Origin of the sequence: uncultured Roseibium sp. (genome assembly GCF_947496995.1) — a bacterium.
Taxonomy (GTDB): Bacteria; Pseudomonadota; Alphaproteobacteria; order Rhizobiales; family Stappiaceae; genus Roseibium.
Genome location: NZ_CANMFD010000001.1, coordinates 951,691 through 965,321 on the forward strand (window position 1 = coordinate 951,691; position 13,631 = coordinate 965,321).

Consider the following 13,631-nt stretch of genomic DNA (forward strand, 5'->3'; position numbering starts at 1 on the left):
CTTTTCACAATTGATACCTGTCAATTCCGGACGGAACGGCAACGCCTATCTTGCAGCGCGTGACGAGTCTCGAATGGGACGCACGAGATGGCGGACCCGGTGACACCTGCGGAAGCGGGTGGATTCGGCCAACCATCGCAGACACGTGCCTGTCCCGTCCCGGCAGCGGAAGCGGACGGGGTGCCGAAGGGCATCTCGGTTCGTGATCCGGATGAGGATCAGGCCCCGAAGCCTGTCATCCCGGATGGCCCGTTTCGGGTGCCGCCGGACAGGGAGACTCTCACGCGATTGTGCCGGGGCCGGGTCCGCCCTGGAAATCCGCCGCATGCAGCAATGCAGTTTCATGGTCGCAACCTCCCTTGCGACGTGAACGAACAGGAGATCTGACATGACTATCAACGGTAAAGTGGCACTGGTAACCGGAGCCGGTCAGGGGATCGGACGCGGTATCGCCTTGCGGCTTGCGAAGGATGGCGCGATTGTCGACATCAAGACGGACAAGATGGAAGCCGTCGCGGCCGAGATAAGAGCCCTCGGCCGCAAGGCGACAACGTTCAAGGCCGACGTCGGCAATCGCGACGAGGTCTATGCGGCGGTCGATCATGCCGAAAAGGAACTCGGCGGCTTCGACATCATGGTCAACAATGCCGGCATCGCACAGGTCAACCCGATCTCCGAAGTGCAGCCCGAAGAGGTGACACAGATCCTGAAGATCAATATCGAGGGCGTGCTTTGGGGGATTCAGGCGGCTGCGGCCAGGTTCAAGGCTCGTGGCCACAAGGGAAAAATCATCAACGCCGCGTCTGTTGCCGGCCATGAGGGCTTCGCCATGCTGGGCGTCTATTCGTCCACGAAGTTCGCAATTCGCGGGCTGACCCAGGCTGCCGCCAAGGAATATGCCAGCGATGGCATCACAGTGAACGCTTATTGCCCGGGCATTGTCGGCACGGACATGTGGGTGACCATCGATGAGCGCTTCGCAGAGCTGACCGGCACGCCGAAGGGAGAGACATACAAGAAATACGTCAAGGGGATCGCCCTTGGCCGGGCCGAAACCCCGGACGATGTCGCCGCCCTGGTGTCCTATCTCGCCGGGCCGGACTCCGACTATGTGACAGGGCAGGCCATCATCACCGATGGCGGGATGGTGTACCGCTGATCTCCTGACCGGCAACGGAAACCCGGTGAAGGTCGCCCCTGAAAGCGCCCCTTCACCGGGACACCCGGACATGATCTGGAGCTTCTCTCAGCGCTCGGAACCCGGGCGGTGAAGCGGTTTTCGGCATGGAGTCCGTCCTGCCGCGACCAGCAGTCACGAGTCCTTATGTCCGATCCTGTGCGGCGGCCGTCGAGAGTTCGATGATTTCGGTGGTCATCTGTTCCTGGCGCGCGCGCTGGAACTCGCCCTTGAGGTCGGCGGCGATCCGTTTGACGTTCGATTGCGCCCGCGACATGGCTGCCGCGCGGGCGGCATTTTCGGCGGAGAACCCCAGCATCAGGGCCTCGCAGACCTCGGTGAAAACATATTCCTCGACCAGCGCGCCGATCAGGTTTTCGGCGGAAAGCGTCGTCAGCGGCGGTGTGCCGGGGGCGGCCGGAAAGCGGCTGAAGTCGAAGGGAAACAGCGGCCTGCGGATCGGCGGTTTTTCCGGCGTGACCGGGTCGCCGAAGACAATGTCGAGGGTCATGCCGGGCGTGTCCGCGAAACGTTCGAAAAGCGTGTCCACCAGACGGTTGGCCAGATGAGGAACCTCGGCGGCGTGCGGCGCCATGTCGGTCCACCAAATCGGCGCGACATCGTGCTCGTCCAGCGTTGCTTTCGTCCGGTTGCCGACGACCATCAATGCGCGGCCCTCCCTGGCCATGGCAAGACAGACCTCGGCCATCGCGTCGCCGAAAGAACCTGAAAATCCCTGAGCCGCCCCGACGACGATTGCCAGCGCCGGGCCTTCCGCTTTGTCCGGCGCTCCCCGGTCGCCGAGGGGCAGGGCAGCGGACAGGGCTCCGGCCACGGTCGCCTCATGCGTCCGGATAGCGTCCAGATGCGTTCGCGCTTCCATTTGGTGGGCCGAGGCAAGCGCCCTGAGGGTCGAGACGACGCTGTCGATCTCATGGATATTCGCGATCCGCTCCTTGATGTCCTCGGGCCGGTTCATGACGGCGGTTCCGGCTTGGTGCCGGACAGGCGCGCGGCAGCGGTGCGCACGCAGTCGACAAGGGCGGCGTGTACCTCATCCTCCAGCAGGTCCGCTTCGGCGCTTCCGGTCCCTGTGCCGGCCAGTTTCGGTTCCGCGGCCAGGATGGGAAGGAGTTCCGTTTTCAGCGCTGGTATGGCGTCAGGGGAAAGACTGTCCAGCAAGCCTTCGGCCAAGGCGGCGAGCAAGGCCACCTGGGCAACTGTCGGCAGCGGTGAGAAGCGGTTCTGCGCCAGCAGTGCGCCGATCCGCTCGCCGCGTTCCAGGCGCGCTTTCATGCCGGCGTCGGCGAACCCTCCGAAGCGGGAGAACATCTTCATTTCAAGATATTGGGAATAATCCAGCCGCACCCGGCCGGCGACCGCCTTCAGCGCCGCCGATTGCGCCTTGCCGCCGACCCGGCTGACCGACAGGCCGATGTCGACCGCCGGGCGCTGGTTGCCGGCAAACAGCGCGGCGGACGTGACGATCTGGCCGTCGGCGATGGAGATCAGGTTGGTGGGGATATAGGCCGACAGGTTGCCGGCCTCGATTTCGGCGATCGGCAGGGCGGTCAGTGAGCCGCCGCCCTTTTCCTGCGACAGTTTGGCGGAGCGCTCCAGCAGGCGGGCGTGCAGATAGAAGATATCGCCCGGATAGGCCTCGCGCCCCGGCGGCTGGCGGGCCAGCAGGGCGAGCTCGCGATGCACGGCGGCATGTTTGGTCAGGTCGTCGTAGACAATCAGGGCGTGGCCGCCCCGGTCACGGAACTCCTCGGCGATGGAGGTTGCCGAAAAAGGCGCCAGCCAGCGCAGACCCGGTTCCGCCGTTGCCGGGGCAACGACGAATATCGTCCGCTCGAAGGCGCCCTTGGCGCGCACCGCCTCGATGACCCGGCGCACTGCGGTGGTGCGCTGGCCGATTGCCACATAGATGCAGACCATGTCGCTGGACTTCTGGTTCAGGATCGTATCGACCGCAATCGACGTCTTGCCGGTTCCGCGTTCGCCGATGATCAGCTCGCGCTGACCGCGTCCGATGGCAAACAGGGCATCGACCACCAGCAGCCCGGTTTCCACCGGCTCGGTGACGAAGTCACGCTCGATGATTTCAGGCGCCGGGCGTTCGGTTTCCGCAATCCCGGTGGTCTCGATCGGACCCAGATCGTCCAGCGGGCGTCCGAGCGGATCCACGACCCGGCCGAGCAACCCATCGCCGACGGGAACGGAAAGCAGGGTCCCGGTGCGGGTCACCGGACTGCCGGCCTCGATCCCTGTCATGGGGTCGAGAAACGCGGCCTGAAGGACCTCTTCGTCAAGGTTGAGGACAAACCCCCGGGCGCCGGTCGAAAAGGCGATGATTTCATCCAGCCGGGCGCCGGGCAGCCCGGTGACATGGGCCAGTCCGTCGGCGATCTCTGTGACCGTGCCGGTTTCCTCCGCTTCCGGGCCAAGGGTGGCGGCGGCCACGCGGGCCTTCAGATCTTCAAGGCCGGGTTTCATGGTCATCCTTCAGGGCCTCCGAAATCCGCGTGAGATCGTGCGTGAGGGAGTTGTGAACCGTGCCGGTGGAGGACGACAGATCCAGCCCGGCGACAAGTGCCGGGTCGATTTGCACTTCGGCTGCGGCAATCCCGAATGGCTTCAGCGCCGCATCGATGATCTTCCTGTCGTTCCCGGACAGCGGGTGGGGGGAAATGACCCTGAGGTTCTTTCCGCCCAAAAGGGCGGCCCGGCGGTCCTCCGGCAGCGCGCCGATGGTTTCGGCCAGCCGGGCAGCATAGCCTTCGACGGTGGGGGGAACGGGAAGCGCCGACAATGCCCGCTCCGCAATGGCTTCGGCCAGATCCCGCGCACGCCGGAGTGTTTCGGCTTCCGCATCCCGCGCCGTCTTCTGCGCATCGGCGCGCGCCGCGGCCAGGATCGCGGCGGCCTCCTTGCGGGCGGCCTCCAGCAACTGCTTGCGCTGCTCCTCGGCGTCCGCCTGCGCCCTGGTCAGGACGTCATGGCGGGCGGCTGCGGTTTTCTCCGCTTCCTGTTGCGCCAGGGCGGTGGCCTTGAGGGCGTCGGATTTCGCCTTCTCCGCCGCATCCATGGCCGCTCTGGTCTCAGCCTGCCGGCGCGCGATGATCCCTGCCACGGGCCGGAACAGGAAATGCCGCAGGATCGCCAGCAGCACCAGCACATTGACGATCTGAAGGCCGAAGGTGATCCAGTCGAACTGCATGGCCTATTGCACGAACGGGTTGGCGAACAGCAGCAGCAGCGCGATCACCAGGCAGTAGATCGCCATCGTTTCGATCATCGCCAGGCCGACGAACAGCGTTCGGGAAATGGTGCCGGAGGCCTCGGGCTGGCGGGCGATGGCCTCCATGGCGGCGGCAACCGCGCGGCCCTCGGCAAGGGCAGGGCCGATCGCTCCGAAGGAAACCGCAAGTGCGGCGGCCAGAATACTGACAATTTCGATGTAGCTCATGCAGGTGGATCCTTTTTCGGAGGGGCGTCTGTCTCGACGGCCGAGGCGATGAAAACCAGGGCGAGGATGGCGAAGATATAGGCCTGGACGGCACCGGTCAGGAGATCGAGCGCCATCAGCGGAATGGGCACAAGCAGCCCGGCCAGCGACAGGACGATGCCGATGACGAAGACACCGCTCATGACGTTGCCGAACAGGCGGACCATCAGCGAGAAGGAGCGGGTGACCTGTTCGATCAGGTTGAGCGGGATCATCACCCAGGTCGGGCGGGCGAAGCTCTTCAGATAGCCCCAGACGCCCTGTGCCCTAAGGCCATAGGCGATGGTCGCGACAAAGACGATCACCGCCAGCGCGGCATCAGTTTCCAGATGGGCGGTCGGCGGTTCCACACTCGGGATCAGCGACGACCAGTTGGCGGCAAGAATGAACAGCAGCAACGTGCCTATGAGCGCGCGGAACCGGCCCGGGTCGCCGGAAATTGTCGCCTTGATCTGATCGTCGATTGCGGTGACCACCAGTTCCAGCACTTCCTGAACCGGGCCCGGTTTGACCGACAGCCGCAGGGTTGCCAGGAAGGACCCAACACCCAGCACGGCGAGAATGGCCCAGGTGGTGACCACCGTCTGGCTGATGCCGATGGATCCGATGGAAAAGACCGTGGAAACGGCAAACGGAGAGTCGCTCATGCCGCCTCCTTCCGCGCCTGCCGCAGGACAAGCGAGCGGCCGACCCAAAGGCCCGCGGCGGCGGACAGCAGCGCGGTTGCTCCCATCCTGGCGCATAGATAGAAAAACAGCCCGAGTGCGATGAAGCGGACCACTTGCAGGACCACCGCCTTCAGGTCGCCTGCGGCGAGACATTCGCTCACGCGTAGCAGACTGCGGAAATGCAGCCAGCCGGCTGCCACACCTGCGGGAGCCGCGAGCGCGGCGATTGCCAATATCGTTGGAATTTCACTCATTGTTCGTGCATCCAGCGCAGGGCGAGCCAAAGACCAAGGGCGGCGCCGGCCATGGTGAGCGCGGCCGTGAGTGTGATGCCGCTGCCGAGCAGATGGTCGAGCCAGTTTCCCGTCACGACACCCAACAGGGTCGGACCGACGATCACCCAGCCCAGCACGCCGATCTGGCCGAACCGGCGAGCGAGAGACGGTTCCGGGTCCTCCTTCGCCGCTTCATCGCGCTGGTGGGTTCTGCGGGCCGCATTGGCCAGATGGCCGTCTTCATCGTAGTCTTCGCGCTCACTCATCGGAAATCCTCCGCAAGATCCTCGCCCGCCTGGTGTGGACCGAGATGGCGCATCAGGCTGCGGATCGCATTCGCGTGAAGACGGACCTGTTCGCCGCGCGCCCGGCGGGCGGCATCCTCTCCGGTGGCCTCGCTCTCCCGCACGACAGCCTCCAGATTTTCCAGATTGTCGCCCGGGACAGCTTCCCGGGTGGCGATGTCGACCCGCTCGCCGTTTGTCACCCGGAGAACGCCGCTGCGCAGGGCGCAATAGCGCCAGCCCCCGTCCGCCCGGCGCCAACGCAGCACCGACGGGTTCAGAACAGTCAGAAGGTCCGCGTGCCCCGGCATGATACCGAATGCGCCGCTGGCATCTTCTGCCCGCAGGGACATGACGGCATCCTCCGATACTGCCACTTCCAGAGGCGTGGTAATGACAAGGGTGAGCGTCCGGGTCATGCCGCTTTCGACCCTTTGTCTTTCGCCGTACGCGCAGCTTCCTTTTCCCGCGCCTCGTCCAGCGTGCCGATCATGTAGAGGGATGTCTCGTCCCAGTCGTCGCATTCGCCGTCGAGAATGGCCGCGCAGCCGGCGACCGTTTCGGCGACCGGTACGGAGCGGCCCTCCATGCCTGTATAGGCGGCAGCGACGAAGAAGGGCTGTGTCAGGAAGCGCTGCAGGCGCCTTGCGCGGCCGACCATCAGACGTTCCTCACGCCCGAGTTCCTCCACACCCAGAAGCGCGATCACGTCGCGCAGCTCGTGATAGTGCTCGATCAGCTCCCGCAGGCGGGCTGCCACTTTCGCGTGTTCCTCGCCCACCACCAGCGGGTCGAGCAGTACCGACGTGGTGGCGATCGGGTCGATGGCCGGATAGATGCCCTCGGCCGCCAGTTGCCGCGACAGGACCACGGTGCTGTCCACATGGGCGCTGATGGCCGCGACCGCGGGATCCGTGAAATCGTCTGCCGGAACATAGACGGCCTCGATTGCCGTCACCGAGGCCCGGCCGACCGAGGCGATGCGTTCCTGAAGGTCGGCGACCTCCGTTTCCAGCGTCGGCTGATAGCCCACCCGCGAGGGCATGCGGCCCAGCAGACCTGAGACCTCCGATCCGGCCTGTACGAAACGGAAGACATTGTCCATCAGGAGCAGGACGTTGCGGCCGTCCTCATCGCGAAAATATTCGGCGATGCTCAATGCGCTCAGAGGCACGCGCCAGCGAGCGCCAGGCGGTTCGTTCATCTGGCCATAGACGAGAACCGTTTGATCGAGCACACCGCTGTCGCGCATCTCGTTCAGCATCTCATGGCCTTCGCGAGAGCGCTCGCCGACGCCCGCAAAGACGGAAATTCCGTCATACCCCGATACCATTGCGCGGATCAGTTCGGTCACCAGAACTGTCTTGCCGACGCCTGCGCCGCCGAACATCGCCGACTTGCCGCCCTGCGCCAGCGGCGCCAGCAGGTCGAGCACCTTGATGCCCGTGGAAAAGACTTCGGTCTGGCCGCGCTGGGAAGAGAGCGGTGGTGCACTGTGATGAATCGGCCGCCGTGGCGTCGCGGTGGGCAGGGGAGCGCCATTGTCACCGGTTTCGCCCATGACGTTCAGCAAGCGTCCCAGAACCGCCTTGCCGACCGGAACGGTAAGCGGTCCACCGGTGGCGCGCACCGGCGTACCCCGGGCGATCCCGCGCGTCGATTGCAGCGCGATTGCGCGGACGTGATGTTCATCGAGATGGGCCTGCACTTCCGCGACGATGGGCGCTTCAGTCCCGATTTCCAGGGCATCGTGAATGGCGGGAAGGGGGCCGGAAAACCGGACGTCCAGCACAGGGCCCCGCACGGCCGTCACTTGCGCGGTATCGGACAAGGGAGTTGCTTTCATGCTCATGTGTGAATCCGTGACGCCGGCCGCCTTTCAAGCACGTTCAGCGCGCCGCCGCCGCCACCGCCGCCGGGATCTGTCCGGACGTGTTGGCCGCGATCCATTGGCAGACTCCCGGCCAGGTGTTCCTGAGTGTTTTCGTTCCCATGAACAGGCCGATATGTCCGCCCGGCACCAGTTTGCTGACGATCCGGTCCCCGGGAGTGCCGACCAGGGTTTTGGCGGCAAAGACCTGTTCCCGGGTGGTGATGTCATCGGCCTCGCCCGCCAGAAGGTAGAGCGGGCAGACAACCTGGCTGAGCGAAAGGGTCTTGCCGAGGGCGACGAATTCGCCCTTTGCGAAACGGTTTTCCTTGAAGAGGAGTTGGATCGCCTGAAGATAATACCGTCCCGGCAGGTCGATCGGGTTTTCGTACCAGCGCTCGAAATGTTCGGTGCGGGCGATGTAGCACTTGTCCTCGATATGCTCATAGAGATCGATGAACTTGCCGACATACTGTTTGCCGGGATGCATGTCCTTCCACCCGGCCAGCATATACTGGCCCAGCATGCGTCCGCCGCCGGCGGCAACCATCTGCTCGTAGAAGCTCAGCGGCAGTTCATGCGCCAGTTTCTTGATGGGGCCATTGCCGGCATCGGTGTCGATGGGCGCGCCGGCCAGCACAAGGGCGATGACCTTCTGCGGATACAGGCAGGCATACATGGTTGAAAGCCAGCCGCCCTGGCAAAGTCCGACCAGGGCGACCCGCCCCCCAAGCGCGTCTACCGCGATGTTCAGATCGGTAAGATACTTGTCGATATCGTAGTCGCGCATTTCAGGGGTGGCGGATTTCCAGTCCGTTGCTAGCACCCGCTGCAGCCCGGAATTCAACAGCGTTTCGACCAGGCTCTGCCCCTTGGCGAAATCCGCGATTGTCGAACTGTGGCCGGCATAAGGGGCATCGACCAGGACCGGTATGGCCGCCGGATCCGCCTGCGGCGCGGAAAAATCGCGCAGCCGCATGGTGTCGAGATCTTTCACGACGCGGTTCTCGGTGGCCCACATAGGTGGTGGCGGTGCCGCTATTTCACCGGCTTCGGCGATGAAACGCATGTTGTCCTGAAAGACCTTCAATCCCTCTTGTTGCATCTCGATGGCCGCAGCCATCGGCCAAAACCAGGGGACCGAATGCTCATATTTGGGCGTTTTGTTCATGGTTGAGCCTTATGCGTTGTTCTCATGCGCGGCCGGAGCGGTCGTGGCGTGCAAGGTGACGGCAGGCAGGACGATCGTCCCGGTTACCATGCCGTCGGTCGTGGCAAACATCTGCTGGCGACTGCGCATACCGGTTGCGCCGGGTCTGGAGCGCCGCAGCGGATGAAGCGGCAAGTGAAGAGATTCGGCATTGCCGATCCCGGAGGCACCGCTTCACACAACTCAAGGTGCCATCGTCAAGGAGAGCTCTTCATTGACCCGGTGCGCATTGTTCCAGATCAAATTCTTCCGCAATGCGAGGGGCAAACTGCGTGGATGTGTCTGCACATCGTTTCCCACAGCGCCATGCAGCTGGGAAAGATCGGGCAGCAAAGTTACGGGGAGGGTGCCGTCCAATGGTGGAGAGTTCCAGGGCAACAGGTCGTCGCCATCCGGAAGAAGGCATGCAGCAAGTTACCGGTGCCGTAGATCAGCCATGCCGGCTAAGAGCCTGACCGGTTCGCAACCGCTGGCGATGGCTGTGCAGAGGCAGGCGCGGCAACATGGACGCCGGGTGCGCCTTTGGCAGTGAACAGATTGACGGCGGAATACGGCTCGTCCGCGAAGGCGTGTCGATGATGGCCTGCGGTGGCGATTTTCCGGGTATATCGGCAAGGTATGTTTGCGCAGGACGACCTGCCTGGCCGCGTTTGCAACGCGGTCAGACGGGCCGGAACATCCCCCTCGGACGGGGGGGCTCAGAGCGTCAGGCTCTAACTGCGGGCGGCGCTGCTCGCACGGGCTGCGGCAGCCGCGGGCTTTTTCGCTTTGCGCCCCTTGGCCGGTTTGGGATCCGGCAGGTCGGCCTGAGATGCCAGGCGCGCCGCGCGCAGCCTCATTGTCTTCGCATCGCGCAGCTCGGATTCGGTCCGCAGCATTTCCTGCGAGATCCGCTTGGTTGTTTCCGCCTTTGATTCTGCGGTCTCGCGCCGGGTCTGGCTGAGCTTGCCGCTGTTGGTCTCGGTGGACATTGCTTCCGATCCTTTCAAAAGTGCAGAACAAAAAAAAGGCCGGGAAATTTCCCGACCTCTCATCTCATCCCGGTGGTCCGTGCCAGTACATCCGTGGTCACGGACCGGGGATGAGTTATTTAGACTGCCTGCAGGTTGTCAGCAGCGGACTTGCCGGAGCGACGGTCCTGGACAACTTCAAAGCTGACTTTCTGGCCTTCGACCAGGGAGTGCATGCCAGCGCGCTCAACAGCGGAGATGTGAACGAACACGTCTGCTGCGCCGTCTTCCGGCTGGATGAAGCCAAAGCCTTTGGTGGAATTGAAGAACTTTACGGTGCCAATGGTCATAACGATTTCCTTTCAATCGGTCATGAGAGAATGCCTGCCCCACAAGATGTGAAACGGGCGGTTTGTCGACGTTGATAGGGAAGATCGTTCAGGCCGCGGCAAGCCGCGCAGTCACAAAGTTCGTCAAACAATATCGATGAGCGTTACATAAGCCAGCTGCGTGGCCAAAACAAGGCGCGTTTCTCAAATATGATGACTTTTTTGATAAAAATTCTCCGGGGGAATGCTGAAAAACAAGTGCACATTTGAATGGTTTATACGCTTTTCCACATTGTTGCGGTCGGTTTACGCCCCTGATTACGCCGATAATCCAGAAAAAAGCAGCAGTCTCGGCATCATCGGGCATTGCCTCGAAGAAACAGGAAACTGCCGTATCGAGCGATTCGCACCCGGTTGCCCTCAGGTGTCCCGACCCGGTTCGACCGACGATGGTCACGAGATCGTAGCCGCGCGATTGTTTGTGAACTCTCCGTAAGAATGCTAGATTGCCCTGAATTGAGAAGACGCCTGTTTCAATATTTTTTTGGTGAATGATGGCTGAGCTGACGAAGCGCAAATTTTTGAATCTCATTTCTTTTTTACTGTCGCTGATCATTTTCTGGCTTACCGGAGCAACCTCTTCCGCCAAGGGGAGCAGGTTGGAGCAGGCGGATCCTGTCGAGACCGGTGTCTGGAAATTCTCAGGCCGGAGACCGGCGTCTTCGGTTTTTCTGGCGCTTGAAGTGCCGGTTGGCGCCGGGCTGACGTCCGGCGCGCTCGAACAGGGAACCGACGGGTCAATCACGATTGCCGCTTATGGGGGCGACTCTCCCAATGCCAAGGCCGGATCGGGAAGTGACCCGATCAGTCCCAATCTGCCTGCGCCCGGCAACAATGCCGACAACGGTTCGGGCGCCCCTCAGGAGAGGGCCATCCTTCAGCGCTTGTTGAACACCAAGGCGCGCATCGTTGCCGAATCCGAACGATGCAAAACGAAAATCCTGCGTGGACTGGAACCCTTGAGATGCTTCGCCGATGTGCTTGCGAGATATGAGGCACGCCTGGCACGCGAAGCCGGTCGTGGCAGCAGCGTGGCGAAGTCGGCCCTGCCGATTGTCAGGCAGATGGCCAGAGATATCCGCAGGGCCAACAGCAGCGCACAGGGGCTGGAGATCGTTCGAAGGGGGATCGGTAAAGTCCAGCGAATTCGCCTCGTCAGATCGCAGGACGCCGTTGTGGCGAAGCTTCAGCAGCAGCAACGTGGCGTTCTGGTGGAAACCTTGCAGGCGGTCGAGATCAACCTTGCGAAAGCGATTGCGATTTGAGGGAAAAGCTTTTCGGGATCCTGGAAAGGTTTGCGGTACAGCGCTTGCTGGCGAGATTTTCCGGTCTCGCCTGCGGGCTTTTGATTGTCGCATTGTGGTCCGGAAGCGCGTCGGCTCAGGGTGAGCTTTCCGGCATCAGAATGGCGCTGATTATCGGCAACTCCAACTACACATCCGAAAGGCTGCCCAACGCCGGGAACGATGCCGAGAGTATCGCCACCACCTTGCGAACGCTCGATTTCGACGTCCGGCTGGTGCTGGATGCAACGCGCGATCGCTTCCTTGGTGAAATAGAGGAATTCGCGGAAGACACGCTCCGCCGCAATGCCGGTGTCGTGCTCGTCTACTATGCCGGCCACGGGGTGCAACTGGCCGGCAAGAACTATTTCATCCCGGTGGATGCGGCCATCAGCGACGTTGACAGTCTCGTGGATCAAAGCGTCCATTTCGACAAGCTTCTGAACCTGATTGGAAGAAGCAACGCGTTCAAGATGGTCTTCCTCGACGCCTGCCAGAACAATCCGTTTCATGATCGCATCGACAGTATCGAGGCCGGCCTTGCGCCGCCCCCCGATGTCAGCGGGTTCCTTATCGGTTTCGCGACGCAGCCCGGAAAGGTCGCCTTCGACGGCGCCGGCAAGAACAGCCCTTACACGTCCGCGCTTCTCGCCAACATGCACGCCCCGGGACAGGAGGTACTGTCCGTGCTGGCGGAGGTGAACCGCTATGTGCGCAAGGATACCGGTGGTGCTCAGGTTCCCTACGTCCAGTTTTCGGTCAAACCAGAGTTCTACTTTCTGCCGGGCGAAAAGCCTGAACTGGATGTGGAGGTCAGGCTTTGGAAACTGGCGGCCCAGCAGGCGGATCCCGAACTGATCGACTTGTACATGCAACGCTATCCGGAAGGACGTTTTGCCGGTGAAGCGCGGACCCTGCTGGAAAAGGCGGGATCGGACCCGGCCGTTTCGCTCACGCAGGGCCCGAAGAACCGCGACGCGCTGGAAGAGGAAATCTGGTCGAATGCGCTGGCGTCCCGAAACGGCTCGTTGCTCGAATATTACATCGAACGCTTTCCGAACGGGCGCAATCTGCAGCAGGCGAAGGAAATTATCACCCAGATCGCACCCGGCGATGACGCGAACATCACACCTGCCGAACTCTGCCGTCAATTCGCGACACATCCCAATGATTCCACGATTGTCTATCGGGGCGTGTCGCTCAATCGGCTGGCGAAAAATTCCGCCGCTGCGATCAGGGCCTGCGAGCGGGCCGTGGGAACATTTCCCGAAGATCCGCATTACAAGGCCCTGCTGGCCCGGGCACTTGCTGCGGGCGGTGACACCGACCGGGCGATAGATTTTTACAAGCAGGCCGCGCTGGCGGGAAATACGCGGGCGCTGGTCAGCCTGGGCCTGTTTTACGAACTTGGACAGGGCGTGCCGAAAAACCTGACTACGGCCAGAGCGCTGTTCGAGGAAGCCAACAGCCACGGCAGCACGGACGGAGCGATCAACCTGGCCGTTTCGCTTTACTCGGGAGCCGGGGGCACGCGGGACGTTGCGCGCGCGGTCGAACTTCTGGAGTTCGCGTCTTCGGAAGGGGCCGCCAGGGCGACCTATAATCTTGGTGTGTTCGCCAAGGAAGGCATCAACAAGTCGCCTGAAAACGCCGTGGCCTATTTCGAGCTCGCTGCCCGGCAAGGCTATGCGGAAGGCGCGCTCGCTGCTGCGGCGATCTACGATGAAGGCTTTCACACCGACAAATCACCTCAAAAGGCTTCGGAGCTGCTTTTGTCGGCTCTGACTTCTGACAATGGCGAGATACTCTCGAAACTGGCGGCTGACGCTAACAGCTGGTCGCTTGACACGATCAGGGCCGTCCAGTCGCAAATGAAGACAGCAGGGTACTATGACGGTGCCCTGGATGGTGTGCCCGGTCCGCGGTTCAATCGCGGACTCGAACTGTGGCGTCTCTACGGCGGTTCGCCGTCCTGAACACTCGTATGCGGATCTGAAGCTGTTTTCCTCGGCAA

The 13,631-nt window shown here is 62.5% G+C and carries 16 protein-coding genes; 3 read left to right on the forward strand and 13 right to left on the reverse strand.

What is annotated here, in order from left to right:
* The first annotated feature begins 388 nt into the window (after window positions 1–388).
* Entirely contained in the window at window positions 389–1,159 is a 771-nt protein-coding gene (locus Q1B40_RS04285; protein WP_299810506.1) for an acetoin reductase, read from the forward strand.
* 163 nt (window positions 1,160–1,322) lie between these two features.
* Here Q1B40_RS04285 and Q1B40_RS04290 read toward each other — a convergent pair whose 3' ends face one another.
* From Q1B40_RS04290 to Q1B40_RS04350, 13 genes are all read right to left on the reverse strand, one after another.
* The gene (locus Q1B40_RS04290; protein ID WP_299810509.1) at window positions 1,323–2,156 is read right to left on the reverse strand and encodes a F0F1 ATP synthase subunit gamma; all 834 of its coding nucleotides are present in this window, start codon (window positions 2,154–2,156) and stop codon (window positions 1,323–1,325) included.
* Window positions 2,153–3,682, reverse strand: coding sequence for a F0F1 ATP synthase subunit alpha (locus Q1B40_RS04295; RefSeq protein ID WP_299810511.1), 1,530 nt, complete (start codon window positions 3,680–3,682; stop codon window positions 2,153–2,155). The genes Q1B40_RS04290 and Q1B40_RS04295 overlap by 4 nt, the downstream gene beginning before the upstream one ends.
* Window positions 3,660–4,400 (reverse strand): hypothetical protein, encoded by a 741-nt coding sequence (locus Q1B40_RS04300; RefSeq protein ID WP_299810514.1) that lies wholly within the window; start codon window positions 4,398–4,400, stop codon window positions 3,660–3,662. Before Q1B40_RS04300 ends, Q1B40_RS04295 begins: the two co-directional genes overlap by 23 nt.
* Before the next feature lie 3 nt (window positions 4,401–4,403).
* Window positions 4,404–4,649 (reverse strand): F0F1 ATP synthase subunit C, encoded by a 246-nt coding sequence (locus Q1B40_RS04305; RefSeq protein WP_299810517.1) that lies wholly within the window; start codon window positions 4,647–4,649, stop codon window positions 4,404–4,406.
* A complete protein-coding gene (locus tag Q1B40_RS04310) occupies window positions 4,646–5,335 on the reverse strand; it encodes a F0F1 ATP synthase subunit A (protein ID WP_299810520.1) in 690 nt (229 codons plus the stop codon). Before Q1B40_RS04310 ends, Q1B40_RS04305 begins: the two co-directional genes overlap by 4 nt.
* Window positions 5,332–5,610: an ATP synthase subunit I gene (locus tag Q1B40_RS04315; protein ID WP_299810522.1), complete on the reverse strand. Its 279-nt coding sequence runs from the start codon at window positions 5,608–5,610 to the stop codon at window positions 5,332–5,334. Before Q1B40_RS04315 ends, Q1B40_RS04310 begins: the two co-directional genes overlap by 4 nt.
* Window positions 5,607–5,897, reverse strand: coding sequence for an AtpZ/AtpI family protein (locus Q1B40_RS04320; protein WP_299810525.1), 291 nt, complete (start codon window positions 5,895–5,897; stop codon window positions 5,607–5,609). Before Q1B40_RS04320 ends, Q1B40_RS04315 begins: the two co-directional genes overlap by 4 nt.
* Window positions 5,894–6,334: a F0F1 ATP synthase subunit epsilon gene (locus Q1B40_RS04325; RefSeq protein WP_299810528.1), complete on the reverse strand. Its 441-nt coding sequence runs from the start codon at window positions 6,332–6,334 to the stop codon at window positions 5,894–5,896. Before Q1B40_RS04325 ends, Q1B40_RS04320 begins: the two co-directional genes overlap by 4 nt.
* Window positions 6,331–7,761 (reverse strand): F0F1 ATP synthase subunit beta, encoded by a 1,431-nt coding sequence (gene atpD / locus Q1B40_RS04330; protein ID WP_299812527.1) that lies wholly within the window; start codon window positions 7,759–7,761, stop codon window positions 6,331–6,333. Before atpD ends, Q1B40_RS04325 begins: the two co-directional genes overlap by 4 nt.
* A gap of 43 nt (window positions 7,762–7,804) precedes the next feature.
* Window positions 7,805–8,956: an alpha/beta fold hydrolase gene (locus Q1B40_RS04335; protein WP_299810531.1), complete on the reverse strand. Its 1,152-nt coding sequence runs from the start codon at window positions 8,954–8,956 to the stop codon at window positions 7,805–7,807.
* A gap of 752 nt (window positions 8,957–9,708) precedes the next feature.
* Window positions 9,709–9,966: a hypothetical protein gene (locus Q1B40_RS04340; protein ID WP_299810534.1), complete on the reverse strand. Its 258-nt coding sequence runs from the start codon at window positions 9,964–9,966 to the stop codon at window positions 9,709–9,711.
* Window positions 9,967–10,085: 119 nt separating this feature from the next.
* On the reverse strand, window positions 10,086–10,295 hold the full coding sequence (locus Q1B40_RS04345; RefSeq protein WP_068418285.1) for a cold-shock protein: 210 nt from the start codon (window positions 10,293–10,295) through the stop codon (window positions 10,086–10,088).
* A gap of 88 nt (window positions 10,296–10,383) precedes the next feature.
* Window positions 10,384–10,890, reverse strand: a complete 507-nt coding sequence (locus Q1B40_RS04350) for a hypothetical protein (RefSeq protein WP_299810541.1) — start codon at window positions 10,888–10,890, stop codon at window positions 10,384–10,386.
* 43 nt (window positions 10,891–10,933) lie between these two features.
* Between Q1B40_RS04350 and Q1B40_RS04355 the strand changes: the two genes are divergently transcribed.
* Both Q1B40_RS04355 and Q1B40_RS04360 read left to right on the forward strand, forming a co-directional pair.
* Window positions 10,934–11,599, forward strand: a complete 666-nt coding sequence (locus Q1B40_RS04355; RefSeq protein WP_299810544.1) for a hypothetical protein — start codon at window positions 10,934–10,936, stop codon at window positions 11,597–11,599.
* Between the two features lie 44 nt (window positions 11,600–11,643).
* Entirely contained in the window at window positions 11,644–13,593 is a 1,950-nt protein-coding gene (locus Q1B40_RS04360; RefSeq protein WP_299810547.1) for a caspase family protein, read from the forward strand.
* The last annotated feature ends 38 nt before the right edge of the window (window positions 13,594–13,631 follow it).